Source organism: Undibacterium sp. GW821-FHT07F11, from assembly GCF_059418665.1.
The window spans coordinates 321,364-337,374 of record NZ_JBWKQH010000008.1; the positions used below are offsets into that span (position 1 = coordinate 321,364).

Below are 16,011 nucleotides of genomic sequence, written 5' to 3' on the forward strand. Positions count from 1 at the left end.
CTATTCACCCTCGGTCGCGACAGCTACACTAGCATCCGAGTCACAAGCCGTCCCCGCCGCTATCCACCGCCTCACCCGTCTGGCAAACCAGCCCTGCCATGCACGCGGCAACAAACGCACATAATTCGCAGGCTGGATTAGCATCCCACAGCGATATTGCTGCACATCCGCATGCCACTCCAGCGTCCGGCAACTGCCACGAAACTGCCATAAAAACACCCGCGCCACCGGGCAAGGCTCAGCCGCACAGCAAACTCCACAACCATTACAGGCCTGACCCTGGGCAGGCTTGACTGGTGCACTGGCATGTAGCCAGATAACCGTGGATGAAATCTGCCTGGGCTTCAAGATAAAGACCCGCTTTCAAGAAGGTTTGCGTTTGCCCCTGAAGAGTCTCCACAGGCCACCCAGCACGACAGGCACAACTGCCGCACCGACACCGATCAGGACGACGGTATTCAAATGATCGCGCAGAATAGGGATATTACCAAAATAGTAACCACTGAGTACCACGCTGAATACCCACAAGAAGGCACCAAGTACATTGTAGAGCTGGAAAGTCTTGTGCGTCATCTCGGAAAAACCTGCCACAAAAGGGGCAAAGGTACGCACCAGCGGAATAAAGCGCGCCAGCACCACTGTCTTGCCGCCATGTTTTTCATAAAACATATGCGTCTTCATCAAGGCATTGCGGTCTATCCAGCGGAAATCTTTTTCCATGACCTTATGACCCAGCAGACTACCTATCCAGTAATTGATGGAGTTACCAGTGATAGAGGCGATCACCAGCAAGGCGATCAGCACCCAGACATTGATGGGGGAATCAGGCGCAGCACACAGGGCACCTGCAATGAACAACAGTGAATCCCCAGGCAAGAATGGGAAAACCACAAAGGCCGTTTCACAAAACACGATGGCGAACAAAATGACATACACCAGTGCACCATACTGCGTAACGAAACTGCCCAGCATTTTATCGACGTGCAAAATCACGTCGAGGAGTTGCATAAAATCCATTATTGTCCCAGGGTCTAGATAGTCTGTACATAAAGCCGCCGCAATCATACACCAGACGGCAATGTCTGAGACGCCTGACAGGTATAATCATGATATGAATTCGAACCCTGCTACCCATCGCCCCATCCTGGCCCTGCCCGACAACCTGATTTCCCAGATCGCCGCTGGCGAAGTCGTGGAAAGGCCCTCTGCCGTCGTCAAGGAAGTACTGGAAAATGCCCTCGATGCCGGTGCCAGCAATGTCGTCATCCGTCTGGAAGAAGGCGGCGTCAAGCGCATTGCCATCACCGACAATGGCCGCGGCATACCGCCAGACCAGTTAACGCTGGCCGTGGCCCGCCATGCAACATCCAAGATTGCCAGCCTGGATGAGCTTGAACATGTCGCCACTCTTGGCTTCCGTGGTGAGGCGCTGGCCTCCATCGCCTCGGTATCATTGCTGACGCTGACTACCCGCACCGCCGATGCACCACATGCCTGGCAGATAGAAAACGGCAAGGTCTCCCCCGCTTCCGGCGCGCAAGGCACGACCGTGGATGTGCAAGACCTGTATTACAACACCCCGGCCAGGCGCAAGTTTTTAAAGTCTGAGCAGACAGAGTTTGGCCACTGCGCCGAGATCGTGCGCCGCATAGCCCTGGCCAGACCCGATGTCTCGTTTTCACTAAGTCATAATGGCAAGGCAGTAGACCACTGGAACGTCAGTGCCATAGACAAGCGCAGCGCGCAGATTTTGGGGGAAGCTTTCTCGAATGCCCGCCTGTCCCTCGATGAAAGTGCGGGCCCCCTGCGCATACACGGCTTTGTCGGCTTGCCCACAGCATCCAAGGCCCGCGCCGATGCCCAGTTTTTTTACGTCAATGGCCGCTTCGTGCGCGACAAATTGCTGACGCATGCCGTGCGTGCTGCCTATCAGGACGTTTTACACGGTGACCGTTATCCATCCTATGTACTGGGGCTGGACCTCGACCCGGCACTGGTCGATGTGAACGTACACCCATCGAAGATAGAAGTACGCTTCCGCGATAGCCGCTCTGTGCATCAGTTTGTCTTCCATGCAGTCAGCCGCGCCTTGGCGCAAACATCGGCGACGGCATTTGGTACAGTCCCCGGCCCCATGTCTGCTGGCTCCGGCATAGCTGCACCTGCAAATGGAGGCACGCCTTGGATATCCGGTGAGCAAACCACCTTTGCGTCGCAGTTTGCCAATCCATCCCCTTATGCTGGAGGTGGAGGAGGCAATGGCGGCTATGGCAATGCCTACCAAAACCCCTACCGCCCACAGCCCAATGGCGGCGTCACCCAAAGCATGGAAAGCTATGGCGCTTTCTTCAGCCCAGGTATCAGTAGTGGCGTCAATGAAGCAGGTGCCAGCTACGCGCCCGCCAACCAGGTTGCCAACAGCCTGCCAGATGACGACTACCCACTGGGTTTTGCCCTCGCCCAATTGCACGGCGTCTATGTGTTGGCACAAAACAGCAAGGGCCTGGTATTGGTGGACATGCATGCCGCCCATGAACGCATACTCTACGAACAGTTAAAAAACGCCCTCGATGAAAACAGCATGCCAGTGCAACCCATGCTGATCCCCATCACCTTCTTTGCCGATGCAGTAGAAGTTGGCACAGTAGAAGAACACCAGGACACCTTGAAAGCACTGGGCTTTGACATGGCCGCCATCTCACCCACCACGCTGGCGGTGCGCGCAGTACCAGCTCTCTTGAAGAATGCCGATGCTCAGTCACTGGCACGCGATGTCTTGCGTGAAGTGCGTGAATTTGGTGGCTCGCGTGTCCTTATAGACAGGCGTAATGAATTGCTGGGCACCCTGGCCTGCCACACCGCCGTGCGCGCCAACCGTAGCCTGACCGTGCCAGAAATGAATGCCCTGCTACGCCAGATGGAACATACAGAACGCTCGGACCAGTGTAACCATGGCCGCCCGACCTGGGTGCAACTGGGTTTGAATGATCTCGACAAGATGTTCTTGCGTGGGCAGTGACGTGCTAAATAAAGTGCAGACTTCAGAAGCAGCCATGAACCAGCCAGCCCAGGCCATCGCCCAATTCTCGACAGCGCCACTGTTCTTTTTGATTGCCGCATTTCTGATGCTGCAACCGCTATCGACTGACCTGTACCTGGCATCCCTGCCCAGCCTGGCGGCAGTGTTTGATGTGCCTGCCTCAACGGTGCAACTCACGCTGTCCATCTTCGTCGCTGGCTTTGGTGGCGCACAGTTAATCATAGGCCCCTTGTCCGACCGTTTTGGCCGCCGCCCTGTGGTGATAACGGGGCTCAGTCTTTATCTGCTGGCCAGCCTCCTGTGTGGTGCATCGCAAAGCATGGGCATGCTCATCATTGCGCGCTTCCTGCAGGCGCTGGGCTGCTGTTCTGCGGTCATAATTGCGCGTGCGATAGTGCGCGATGCTTATGATCCACAAGACAGTATCAAGGTCATTTCAAAAGCCAGCAGTTGGGTATCTGCCGCACCTTTGCTCGGGCCTATCCTGGGTTCATTCTTGCAAGTCAATCTAGGCTGGCGCGCAGCGTTTTTTGTGCATGCCCTGCTGGCAGCGGCCCTGCTCATCGTGGTCATCTTGCGCCTGCAAGAAACCAATCTGTATAAAGATGCCAAGGCCACCAACGTCAGCGGCTTGCTGCGCAATTACCGTATCGTGCTGGGTGCGCCGGTGTTCTGGGTATATGCATTGCCGGGTGCGCTGTCGTATGGCTCTATCTTTGTGTTTATCTCTGGCGCATCTTTTGTGTTGATCAAAGTGCTGCTTTTGCCAACAGCCTGGTTTGGTTATTGTTTTGCCTTTGGTGTATCTGGCTACCTCAGCGGCACCGTGGTCTGCCGCCGCCTGCATGCGCGCTTTGGCACCAAGATCACCATGCGCATAGGCAGCAGCCTGTCTCTCGCTGCTGGCGCGACTTTTCTGGCAATGACACTGGCAGGTGTGCAGCACTGGACCATGATACCGCCCATCATGTTCATGACCATGGGTGCGCATGGCATCAACTTTCCTATTTCGCAATCCAATTCCGTCTCGCCTTTCCCGCAACAGGCGGGCACTGCCGCTGGCCTCATGGGTGCGCTGTATATGCTGGTCGCCTTTATCGTCGGCAGCATCGTTGGTGCCACGCATAATGGCACGGTCTACCCACTCGCCATCATCGCCTGCAGCATGGGCAGCCTGATTTTTATCGCCGCCCGTGTCCTCCCTGCGTTGATCCCGGCAGAACAACCTGTATGAATATGTCCGTAAACAAAGTCATCGCCATCATGGGGCCTACCGCCTCAGGCAAAACCGCCGCCGCGCTGGAAATTGCGCGCCACTACCCGGCAGAAATCATTTCCGTCGATTCTGCCCTGGTCTATCGCGACATGAACATAGGTACAGCCAAACCCAATGCAGAAGAACTGGCCGCAGTACCCCACCACCTCATCGACATCATCGACCCGGCAGAGTCCTACTCAGTAGCGCAGTTTCGCAAAGACACGCAAAGACTGGTCGCCGAAATACAAGCCAGAGGCAAGCTGCCCTTGCTGGTAGGCGGCACCATGATGTATTTCAAAGCCCTGATGGATGGTCTTGACGAGCTGCCCGGCGCAGACCCAGCCATACGCGCAGAACTCGATGCAGAAGCCGCACGCATAGGCGTACCCGGCCTGCACGCCAGACTCGCAACGCTCGACCCCGAAACCGCAGCAAGGCTCAAACCGCAAGACAGCCAGCGCATACAACGCGCCCTGGAAATCATCGCCATCACCGGCCAGCCCATGTCCGCCCTGCTGGCCAAACAGAAACGCGCAGCGCCACCGTTTGACATGCACGCCATTTCGCTGGAACCCTCAGACCGCGCCGTACTGCACCAGCGCATCGCCCTGCGCTTTGACACCATGCTGCAGCAAGGCTTTATCGATGAAGTCAAAGCCTTAAAACAAAGACCTGACCTGCACGCCAACCTGCCATCCATACGCTGCGTAGGCTACCGCCAGGCCTGGGACTATCTCGATGGCATGACCACCCTGGCAGAAATGCGCGAACTAGGCATCATCGCCACCCGCCAACTCGCCAAACGCCAGGTCACCTGGCTAAGATCCATGCCAAACCGCATCATCATCGACTGCCTGACAGCCGACGCCCAAGCGCAAATCATGGGGAGTGTCAGGCAGGCATTGGCAATGCCAGAGTGACCCCCTGCCAAGCTCACTACGAGCTTTGCTGGGAATCTCAGTGCGAACCTCATTTTTAACAATACGCAGCATAATGCAGACACAAAACCAGAAATGCTTTGCTTTTTAAGCAAAAATAGCCCCAGTTTCCATCAAAATCTGGTTTTGCATATTGACAGCCAAAAGCCAAACTGACATAATCGCAGGCTTCTTGGTGATATAGCTCAGTTGGTTAGAGCACAGCACTCATAATGCTGGGGTCGGTGGTTCAAGTCCACCTATCACCACCAGATATATGTCCAAAGAAGTTCTTTGGAATACAAGAACCCGCTTCCTGCCCAGTGCTGAAGCGGGTTTTTTGTTTAACCCGGTCTTATGGCGTCCATTTACATCCAGCACTTTTGCATCCATACTTGAATCCATGGATGCAAACTCTTAAACCGCATGGATGCAAAATGCCAAAACTTGCCAAACCACTCACAGATATCCAGATCAAAAGCGCAAAACCCAGGGACAAACCCTACACCCTGGCAGATGGCGGCGGTATGTATCTGGAGATAATGCCGATTGGATCAAAAATCTGGCGCTTGAGTTACAGGCAACCCAATGGCAAAAATACCAGGCTGACATTTGGCTCTTATCCTGAGGTTTCGCTTCTGGAAGCACGCGAAAAGCGCATGGAAGCAAAAAAGCTGAAATCTGCCGGTGTTGATCCCGCCCAGGCCAAGCGCATAGAGAAAATTAACAAAGCAACCGCAAACGCAAACACTTTCGAGTCGGTAGCAAGGGAGTGGCACGCCAACAGACTCGAAACCTGGCAAACCCGCACCGCCACAAATGTGCTGCATCGACTGGAAAAAGACGTGTTTCCGCTGATTGGCAAGCACCCGATATCAGAAATCAAAGCACCCGTAATGCTTGATGTCCTGCGCCAGATCGAAAAACGTGGGGCACTGGACATGGCGAAACGGCAAGGCCAGGTCTGCAGCCAGATATTCCGCTTTGCGATTGCATCAGGTAAAGCTGATATTGATCCTGTTCCCAGCTTGCGCGGCGCATTAAAGCCTATAGCAAAGGGACATCATGCAGCCATAACCCCTGATGACATCCCGGAATTCATTCGCGCCTTCAAGAAGATTGAAGGCCGCATGTTTGTTCCAACCAAGGTGATGTTCAGATTGATGATGCTGACTTTTGTTCGCACAAGTGAACTAACAGAAACTCCCTGGTCAGAAATTGACCTCGAAAACGAATCATGGATCATCGACTGGCATCGCATGAAGATGGGCAAAAAGAAAATAAACCCTCGCAAAGTTAACCACCATGTATTCCTGCCACGCCAAGGCTGGGAACTCTTGCGCGAGCTTCATGCAATTACGGGCGGGAATAAATACCTCTTCCCGAATCAAAGAGATCACGAAAAGCCAGCAACAAACTTTGGCATCCTGGCAGCATTAAAGCGAATGGGATACAGTGGCAAGATGACGGGCCATGGATTCCGCTCACTGGCAATGGGTGTCATCAAGGAGCGTCTTGGCTTTAGACATGAAGTTGTTGATCGTCAGTTGTCGCACGCCTCTGGCGATGCTTATGGAGAGGCTTATGATCGCGCCCTGTTTCTCGACGAGAGGAAAGTCATGATGCAGCAGTATGCTGACTATCTGGACAACGTGGAAAATGGGAACGTGATTGTAGGAAAATTCGGGAAAAACGCCGCATAAGAATATATGCCATCTATCAGGTTGAATGTCATTTGATTGCATATTAGACAGTGCAGTAATTGGTTTTCTATAACAAAAAAGATCCACAGTTTGCGACAAGTCCAAAAAAACAATCAAAGGAGGAGCCATGACTAAGTCCTGCTATGTGCAACAAGAAAAGATATTGGTAAAGTCAGCTAAAAAAATATGCAAAATAGATTTCTCATTTCCTACATCTCCATTTCTTAAAGAAATCGCGTCAAACTTGGATATAACAGCCCTTCAAAATCGTATAGCCCTACTAGGCAATACTGAGAATGAAATCGTCTATGGCTACGTTATACGAACCGTGAGGCCTAAGGATGGCGGATTTGCTCAGCAAGGCAGTGCTCCAAACTTTGATGGCGGTGTTATTTCTTTATGCACATGCAAACACAGCATGAGAACAGCTCTAACCCCGGAGCAATGGCAAAAAGGGATATGGATTGCGGGTCTGACGAGTTGGGATAGAGATTTCAACAAACAACAATCGCTTATTTATTTAATGCGAATCGGCGAAGCATTTTCTTCTCAGGTAGAGCTTGTGGAATGTCTTAAGCAATCGGGAAGATCGTCAGTTGTTAAGGCAAAAGCTTCGAACCATAATAAGTTGGGCGACCTCATGATTCCCGTGAAGCGAAATATTTCTGGCGACGACCGCTTCCGCACCGACTCATATCAACCTCCTGTGCTTGGACACGCTCACAGGCTGCATGAGTTAGATACAGGGTGGCACGACGATATTGACTATGAAGGATTTAGCAGGAAACGCCCTGCACTATTAATCGGCGACTCGAATTTTAGTTTCAATTGGACTCGCCCTATAATTCGTCGCACAAATCCAACGGCGACCCGTCCATACCGGATATGGCATCTTTCAGATTTTCTAAGTAGCATTGAAGCAGTTGAAAATTGAACTTTTTACAATCAATTAAAGAGACTTTTCACGTGCATTACCTGTATTAGCTCAGACGTGACCTAGCACAAACGGTCAGATAAGTTAAAGTCTTCATGGTTGACCAGCGGACATTCACTTCCGTAGTTTTTGTTTGCTGATTTTATTGTGTAAATCAATGAATTAACTGGATCTGGATTTTCTTTTGTCAGACAATTTTGGAAGTCTTGGTCGCACGGCACCGCTGCCGAACACTCTGGAGTATATGGAAAAACTCGCTGGTCGATGCAGTATGACCTCTTGCTGGTGAATGGCGAAACGATGCCGGTCATGACCGCTCTAGATCCGATGGTGCTCGTTACGGACTGCCTTGAGATTGGTCATTCTGATGGAAAGGTTACATCGCTGGCGGTGATTGTTCCCAATATTGGCTATCCAAATATTCCGATGCCAAACCATCGGTCATCGCCACTTTTCAACGAGCCAAAGGAAAGTGCTGCTCCGCTTATAGGCGAGGTAGCACGTCTTCGGAAAATATATCTTGCGCGCGCCGACCATTGAGATGTGAATTTTTGTGAACCAGTTCATGTAGTTGTTCTGAGTACCCACCTACTCCGGTCAACACGTACTGAAGCACCCCACCGCCATTAATCCGAACTTCCCTTGCGGGCAACGCATTCATTGTTTTATGCATTTGTGGATTGCTAATGCTCAAGAATTGCTCAAGTTCATTGCGATTTTTCATTCGAAGCGGTAATACTTTCGGAGCAACAATGTCTTCTGGACGCCATGTATACGCATTGAAGCTACGTGACATCACAATGTTGGGTAGATATCTTGACATCTCAACTCTATCGTACCCCTGATGTTTTACCGTAAGGTCGATAACTGTGTACGGTGGGGCGACCACAATACTATGCGGTGATTCGAATTGGCCCTCATCAATTGCATAAAAAAAACGAGGAGAGCTTGAAACTTCGGGCGGGAACCTGATGGTCAACGTGGACTTGGCGCAGTAATTCCAAACACCTAAGGCATCAAGCATTCGCGAAAGGATACCAGAAGCTATCACGCAAAGACCTGGCCGACCATCAGCTTGGACGGCTGCACGCACTGCCTCAGCAGCAATCTCGATTTTGGCGGCAGCGGCATTCAATTCTTCGGTCGAATACCCTCTAGCTTCGACAAACCGGGCAAGATTGTATATAAAGGCGCTGTCTGCACATTCTGCCGCCATAAATGCGGGGCTGTCATGAAAGCCCGGCGACTCGAAATTGATTCGCTGCCGCAACAACGTGTGTTGTACTTGCTCCAATATTTGACTGTTCGCCAATGGCCAGATGCTCGGCGCAAGTCCAGTCGCAATCACGCCACCGCTGCCACTCATGGCGGCTTGGCGCCGTCGCTTTGCTTCTCCCATAGGGCCTCTTCAATCACAGAGTTACCAGTAGTAAAGATACTACTCTCAACGGTCTCCGAATTCAATGCTATATTGGAGCAGCGACACCTTACGCATTCTGCATATGCCATCACCGCTGCACGCCCATCGAGGTGGGCCTCCCACGCAATTCAGGCAGCGATGATGCCTAACACTTGCGCAGAATTGGTCAAGCACACTTCGCTACGAGAGCCGCCAATGCGACGAGACCCAATGGCAGAGCCCCCCAGCCCGTCACAGTGCGCTCCGTGACAACGTGCGATTTAAGTCAGAATACTGGATTTAATGTTCGCTTTAGGTTGCAGAAGCTGTCGGTCGTCGTACATAAAGTGTCATGTCAAGTCTGATCTAGTAAACATTACCTCTGCCAGATACGCGGTAACGAGCACCGCAATAATAAGTCCCTGCGTCGGTTCTTGTTTAATTAAAGATCTCGCTTTAATAATCTTTTCTCGGCTGGAGCACCGCTTAACGTCTCGCATAGCCAAGGCTTACTTAATAATTCATCAGGAGGGCGAGTCGTAGTCGTGACGATGTACTGAAATAATGGGCTATCGCCGACCTTTTCTAGCTTTTGCATAAAGCGGAAAATTTGGTGGTAGACACTAAGACCGAGGTCGGCCTCACGAGGGCTATCGTGTACAAGAAATGCGGGTAGATGTGTATTTCCTTCTATGCTCATGCACAATACAGCTAAATCAAATGCGATAATCTTCAGCGAGTCAATTGCCGCTGTTGAGCGCTCTCCTCCCATTTCAACAATTAATCGCAACCCTTTTCCATCCAGTACAACTTTACCTGTTGCAGTTGGCCCAACTATCAGGTTGATGATGGCATTAAAAAATTTAGATAATTGAAGAAAAACATCTGCTTGTGCATCGCGAAATGTCGCAGCGTCCAGACGCTTCTTCTCAATGGACTCTGCCAATTTTTCGAAGGTAGATTGAACTTGTTCTTGAGTAGCCAATAATTCCCTTAACTGGTCTGTATCATCAATTAAGCGCCTAGCCTTGTACCATCCGTTAGTTCTAGCATCTCTCATCTTCTCAACTGTTCGCAGTCGTTTACGCAACTCTTCTGCCTTTTTAACAGCAGATATTCGCTCAGTACTAATTTGTAGTCGTTTGTCTTGCTCTGCTTTCTGCCGCTGCAATGCATCGGTAAGATCTTGGTGAACTATTTGGTGACGCTGACGAATCTCATCAATGTTTGGTAGTTTATGAGAAAGTTTGCAATTCTCAGCAAGAACACGATCAATTGGAACTTCACAGACAGGGCATTGCGGGTTGGCCGACTTATGGACTGAAGATGATAGTCCTGGTAACTCTCCACGTATACGACTTACTAAATGTCCTATCTCTGGGATACGCACATCGATTTCAGCCAAAGTTTTAGTCAAGTCATTGACATATGTCTGTGCATCATCACTTGCCGTTCGAAAAGCATCAATGTTTGCGACATCAACATTGCTATCCACAGTCGCCAGACGAGCAAGTCCAGCCTTAGCTGTCTGGCGCATAGGTTCTACTGCCAACAATCCAGGTAAAAGCTCTTCCTCTTTCATTCCAAGCTCAGCGATCAGACGTGATCGGATTTGCTCAGCCTGCCACTTGCGACGCCCAGCATCTTGAACCGTTTCACCATGCTTGGTTTCCAGTTGGCTTATTTCAGCACGAATTTTGTATTCTTCTGGATTTATTGCCTTAATCAATGCTCGAAGTGCATCAAGTTTTTTTGTCTCTTTCAAAGAGCGTACAGGTGAACCTGAATCTGACTCTGAGGAGCGCCAATCCAAGACATGATCGAAACGGCATTCCTGATCTCTTGTTAGCCACGCAAGTGCCACTAGCCAGGCGTGATGCGGTTGTTCGCCTGGGACAAGCTCTGCAACATCACTAGTCAAAACGCCTTCACCAACCGCCTTCAAAAAAGGCTCAATTCCTTTTGAAGGAATCTTATCGCTGAGAATATTTTCTAGATTCGCATGTGGGATAGCAAAATGCTCTCCTCTCGAACCTATTGGTCGAAGAACCGCCCAAACGATCCCGTCAAGCACGACTTCTGCACCGACCAAACCATTTGGGAATACAGAAGAAATATGACGTCGCTGTTCTTCGGGTGCAAAATAGCTTTCGCCTAAACAATATCGCACTAAGCGACAAAATAAAGTTTTTCCGCTGCCGTGTCCTAATGCATCCGAATCAATGAGTTCTTTCCCTCCCGTAGCATGATCAGCAGGGTCTGGAGACCACACGATATTCAACCCTGGACGCAACAAAATCTCGCGAATTTGTATCCCAGGTTCAGACCATAAGACGAAACGTCGGACCCATAGGCGAGGCTCTGTATCTCCTGATTTTGGTTGCACAATAAATTCAGACTGCGGTAACAGATTAAGCTGCGCGGGCATAAATCAATCCTTTATATTCCTCTGGAAGCTGTTGCATGATTTGGTCGGCACCACGTTGATTCAACACGGTCAGTACCATTTGAGCGCGGCCAATTGGCCAGCCGTCCGTATATAAGGCATCCAATCCAGGTCCTGGTGCCCAAGTACCGGCGACAATATCTTCGATAAGCAAGCCGCTACTCCGTAAATGTCGTACTGCCTCACCCCAAGCGCGATTAGCATAAGGCACCAATGCTTGTACATTAGCTACGAGAATATCTGCTTCCGCTCCGATAACTCGCTTCCATTGAGCAGCATCGTCATCAGTGAGCATGGGTGTGAGTAGTCGTGGCTCTTCGGCTAGTAGAGCAGCCAAGCGGATATCATGTATCGCTTTTGGCGCTCTGATGGATTTGAGAACTGCCGCGATTATTGCCATCACTTCGCTATTGTGATCTGTATGTGGCCGTGACCAAGAGCCGGAAAGAAGAACGGTTAAGTCAATATCTGTCGATGGTGCCAACACCACTTCTGGCAAAGGTAAGAGATTGACAGAATCGAACAAATCGCCGCGTACATCATCGATATTCAATTTCTTGCTACGTTTTTTCTTAGCTGGCATTGCAACAGTCTGCTCTGCAGCGCGTTTATGATTGAGATCCAACAATAGACACAAAATCTCCTTGCGTGCGGTTTCGCTGATAGTAAAACGAACGCGATCGTTTTCAGGAAAACTCTCGATTTCGTGAAAATCATGAGCTAAATTAACATTAGACCAACCATAGGCATCACGAATAGCAAGATCCAACTCTCGATGCAAGCGACGGAGAGTGAGGATACCTTGGTATCCTTTCTCCGCTTCCTCCAATGATTTTTTGCTGACCTTGGCGACTCGCTCGCACGTCAGGTCGCGTGTGTGCAAAAGATTATAAATATCAGTTAACCCCAACCAAAGCTGTCGCATGAGCGCGCGCCGGTATTCGTGATACTTCTCACCAAGGTCAGCCAAGGTGAGATTGACTGTACTCCACAGATGTTCGGGAAAAGGAAAAGTTTCAAAGCATTCCGACGGTGAATAGCGTAATCGTGTTTCCAATGCGCCGCTATATTTGCGCGCCCAGACTTCGTGTAGCGTAGATTGGACGACAGCATATAGATCCCAACGGTCAGTCGTGAAGATATTTTGTGGGTGGCTAATCATCCAGTTGGTAGGAACAGCTGAGAAATTCAGATATTTGGTCGTATTAGCCGTAACGAAGCACCGCGAAAGCGGCTTGATCGCGGCAGTCAATCCCGGCCGATGTTCAGCATAAATCCACCAGATGTCTCTATTACGCGGTCTGTTCTGCGTTGCTCGGAACGGTTTAACCAAGTCTTCAATAATTCGAAACGGCTCAATGTAAGTTCGTGCCTTTTCTTCGCTCCAATCATGAAAATTTATAATGCTTCGTTGTGGGCTCTGATCTGGTTCGTTGTTAAGTTCTTGCCCGTTAATAACCGGGAACAAAACGTCGCTGTTCCGCATGTCAAGCCCACATAATCGCTTGGCATCGGCATGCGATAAGAGAAAGCCATCGCCCAGCCAGTAATAACCTGTATAAACTTTTTGACAGCTTTCAACGAGAGATTTTGGCTCGCCACCATCAGGTGTCGCCTCAAAAAATGCTGTGATTGAAGGAACATTTTGTCCGTCCAACCAGCGTCTGCCATTCCACGCTCCTTTGTGCAATGACACTAAAGACACCACAAGATTTGCCCGGCCCGGCCATTTCACACCACGTACGGCCATATTTATCTCACCCCCCTTAGAGATCACTTGCTCAAGACCATCCTTTCGAATGTCGCCATCTTTAATGGAGTTAGTGGTAATGAACGCGGAAAATCCGTTTGGCTTAAGCAGGCTAAATATGCGACGCACGAAATAGACGACAAGATCAGATATGCCGGTCGGTGCAAACTCCCATTTCACGTACTCGCAAAATGGATAACCGTACTTCCCACTAATTCGTTTGTCACCTAAATACGGGGGGTTCCCAAGAATACAGTCGAATCCACCTCGCCCAATAATCTCCGGGAATTCAAGAAACCAATGGAAGAAGCGTTTGCGCTCTGCGATAGTCCATGCTTCAGCTGTAGCCTGTCCCTGTGGAGTCAATTCGCCTTTCCAGTAACGCCGATAAGTGGCATCAGTAATAATTTTTTGCAAATTTCCTGACGTCTTAGGTATGTAAAACTGAGCTATGGGAATAGCGGTAATCTGGTTTAGTAGCCAAGCATCTTCACTTTGACTAAAGGAGAAATACCTACTTTTTTTTGTTTCAATTTCATCAGGCGTGTGCTCCGGTAGCGTCGCAAGTTCACCCCATCCACGCAGGATGTCATCCAGTTGCTTTTGTAGACTCGGAGAGAGAGGTAACTGGCCCGTTTCATGATCCTTACGCTCCTGTTTATTGCGTTTTCTAAGCATTGCGACAGTGTCCTTATCGTCGCCAGGCATAGTCGAGAAAGCTTCGTTAGGTACACCGCGTTCAGCTTCCTCACGACTTGTAAAGCCGACGATTGCATTGCCACACTTGATGTGGTGATCAAGGAAGCTGAGCGGCTCACCTGGACTGTGGGCCTCCAGCCAGAGAGCGACTTTGCATAGCTCGACAGCGAGTGGATTCAAGTCCACTCCGTAAATACAGTCACGGATAACGTCACGAATCGCATTGCGGTAAGCAGTGGGTGATGGTTGCTCCTCGCCAGTGCGGACAATAGCGAGTTCGGTTGCGATACGGCGCGCAGCAGCAAGTAATATGTGGCCGGAACCACAAGAAATATCTGCCACCCTCAAATCGAGTAAACTCTGTGCAGGATTAGGCGCCTTAAGCTTGTCAGCTATCAGGTAGTCAAGTGAGTGCTTGATTAGAGGCTGAACAAGATCGTCAGGCGTGTAGTGAGAACCTGTCGCCGCACGCTGGTCACCCTGCGCAAAAGAAAACTCAATACGGTCATTGGTGTGCAGGAAAACCGGTTCAAATTCAAGCATGCCCTCATAGACCGAACCGAATTCCTCAACGTTAAGAGCAGCATAATTCACACGAATGACCTGCCCGTTTTGCGGGTGTTGATAAAGTCCAAGTGAACGCAGGCAGCCAAGAAGCACATCATTCCCAAGCATACACTTCGACAACAGACCGATAGCAGCAGAATCAAACAGATCTCCTGCCAAGGCGGCAACACCGAGTTTGCATCCAGGTCCGTGCGCTTCAAAAAGGCGGAAACTGGCAAGTAACGCTAACCAAAGATCATGGTGACGCTTTTCTGCTAAGTGAGGTTTCTCAGATAATATCCTTAGACGTTGAAGGCTGTAGCATTGTCGGTAAATATCACGTTGGGTCTTGTTAATAGCGATCGGAAATATGAGATCACGTTCTTCGATGACGAGCAAAAACAGTAAGCGGTATATCAGGCGCAAAAGATGTTGATAGAAAGCTTCCGGCGTCAACTTTCCGTCAATAATCAATTGGCGCATTTCCTCGTTAGCAGGATGCACAAGAAAACCGTCAGCAAAATCTCGTATGGCCTGCTCAACTGCCTTGGAAAGTCCTTCGCGGATGCGTGTTCCAGAATCAAGCGAGTCCTGATGATAGCGTTCGATCAGACTTTCGTTCGCGCTCTCGTTGCTTGCCGGCAGACGGGAAACGTGCAGCAAACGATAGAGAATGGCGAAATCTGCAAACAACCCGTCCCCGAAAATGCGGTCAAGATCAAATTCAAGATAGCTGAGCTTAATGAGCCGGGAACTATCACGCAGTAGCCGTAGTACACGTCCATTGGTGACAAGACCATACAGTTCGTCGTGGAGATTGATGTATTCCTGAACAATCGCGTGAGCGGACATACGTGGTGCACCAATATGGGTGCGCTCAGGCTTGCGGTCCAATCCTGCTGATTCACGAGCGCCGATGATGTAAACGGGAACATTGCCGCGATTAGTAACGCGGTGGGAAATAGTATAAGTCTTACCGTTGAGTTCAGCCCCTTTAGCCTGGTATTCAAGTTGGTATCCTAGAAGACCCAATAAAGGAGTAATCCATTGTTGACGTGTTTCAGTGGTTGCCGGAGAGTCTGACCGCAGTGCCTCTAGCTTACGTTGAAAGATACGCCAGTAGTCTTGCGCGTCAGCCCAAGCGCGAGCGATTTCGTCTTTGACCTTGGTGGCACTGTCTAGGCCAAAATCAGCAGGACGTTGTCCAACAGCATCGTCAAGATGATCAAGAATATCTGGAGAAAGAATGGCACCTTCAATGCGAATGCTGGGATAAATCATTCGATGCTCTCTAGTTTCACAGCTAAGCCTGCGACTAT

General features: G+C 50.2%; 10 protein-coding genes and 1 tRNA gene. 6 read left to right on the forward strand and 5 right to left on the reverse strand.

Annotated elements, in window-relative coordinates; genetic code table 11:
* Together AC07OI_RS20995 and AC07OI_RS21000 are read right to left on the reverse strand one after the other, a co-directional pair.
* A complete protein-coding gene (locus tag AC07OI_RS20995; RefSeq protein ID WP_495258589.1) occupies positions 1-348 on the reverse strand; it encodes a hypothetical protein in 348 nt (115 codons plus the stop codon).
* A gap of 15 nt (positions 349-363) precedes the next feature.
* Complete coding sequence (locus tag AC07OI_RS21000; RefSeq protein ID WP_492706370.1) at positions 364-1,017, reverse strand: VTT domain-containing protein; 654 nt, start codon at positions 1,015-1,017, stop codon at positions 364-366.
* Between the two features lie 94 nt (positions 1,018-1,111).
* On the opposite strand from AC07OI_RS21000, the gene mutL reads away from it, so the two are divergent.
* The 6 genes from mutL to AC07OI_RS21030 all read left to right on the forward strand — a co-directional run bounded on the left by mutL (position 1,112) and on the right by AC07OI_RS21030 (position 7,852).
* Positions 1,112-3,019, forward strand: coding sequence for a DNA mismatch repair endonuclease MutL (mutL, locus tag AC07OI_RS21005; protein ID WP_495258590.1), 1,908 nt, complete (start codon positions 1,112-1,114; stop codon positions 3,017-3,019).
* A gap of 1 nt (position 3,020) precedes the next feature.
* A complete protein-coding gene (locus tag AC07OI_RS21010; protein ID WP_495258591.1) occupies positions 3,021-4,274 on the forward strand; it encodes a multidrug effflux MFS transporter in 1,254 nt (417 codons plus the stop codon).
* A complete protein-coding gene (gene miaA, locus AC07OI_RS21015; RefSeq protein WP_495258592.1) occupies positions 4,271-5,218 on the forward strand; it encodes a tRNA (adenosine(37)-N6)-dimethylallyltransferase MiaA in 948 nt (315 codons plus the stop codon). The genes AC07OI_RS21010 and miaA overlap by 4 nt, the downstream gene beginning before the upstream one ends.
* 192 nt (positions 5,219-5,410) lie before the next feature.
* Positions 5,411-5,487, forward strand: a tRNA-Met gene (locus AC07OI_RS21020).
* Between the two features lie 165 nt (positions 5,488-5,652).
* On the forward strand, positions 5,653-6,918 hold the full coding sequence (locus tag AC07OI_RS21025) for a tyrosine-type recombinase/integrase (RefSeq protein WP_495258593.1): 1,266 nt from the start codon (positions 5,653-5,655) through the stop codon (positions 6,916-6,918).
* A 127-nt stretch (positions 6,919-7,045) separates the two neighbouring features.
* A complete protein-coding gene (locus AC07OI_RS21030) occupies positions 7,046-7,852 on the forward strand; it encodes a hypothetical protein (RefSeq protein ID WP_495258594.1) in 807 nt (268 codons plus the stop codon).
* A 484-nt stretch (positions 7,853-8,336) separates the two neighbouring features.
* On the opposite strand, the gene AC07OI_RS21035 is transcribed toward AC07OI_RS21030, so the two are convergent.
* The 3 genes from AC07OI_RS21035 to AC07OI_RS21045 all read right to left on the reverse strand — a co-directional run bounded on the left by AC07OI_RS21035 (position 8,337) and on the right by AC07OI_RS21045 (position 15,973).
* Positions 8,337-9,251: a hypothetical protein gene (locus AC07OI_RS21035; protein ID WP_495258595.1), complete on the reverse strand. Its 915-nt coding sequence runs from the start codon at positions 9,249-9,251 to the stop codon at positions 8,337-8,339.
* 442 nt (positions 9,252-9,693) lie between these two features.
* On the reverse strand, positions 9,694-11,679 hold the full coding sequence (locus AC07OI_RS21040; protein ID WP_495258596.1) for a chromosome segregation protein SMC: 1,986 nt from the start codon (positions 11,677-11,679) through the stop codon (positions 9,694-9,696).
* Positions 11,663-15,973, reverse strand: a complete 4,311-nt coding sequence (locus AC07OI_RS21045; protein WP_495258597.1) for an Eco57I restriction-modification methylase domain-containing protein — start codon at positions 15,971-15,973, stop codon at positions 11,663-11,665. The genes AC07OI_RS21040 and AC07OI_RS21045 overlap by 17 nt, the downstream gene beginning before the upstream one ends.
* Positions 15,974-16,011: the final 38 nt, after the last annotated feature.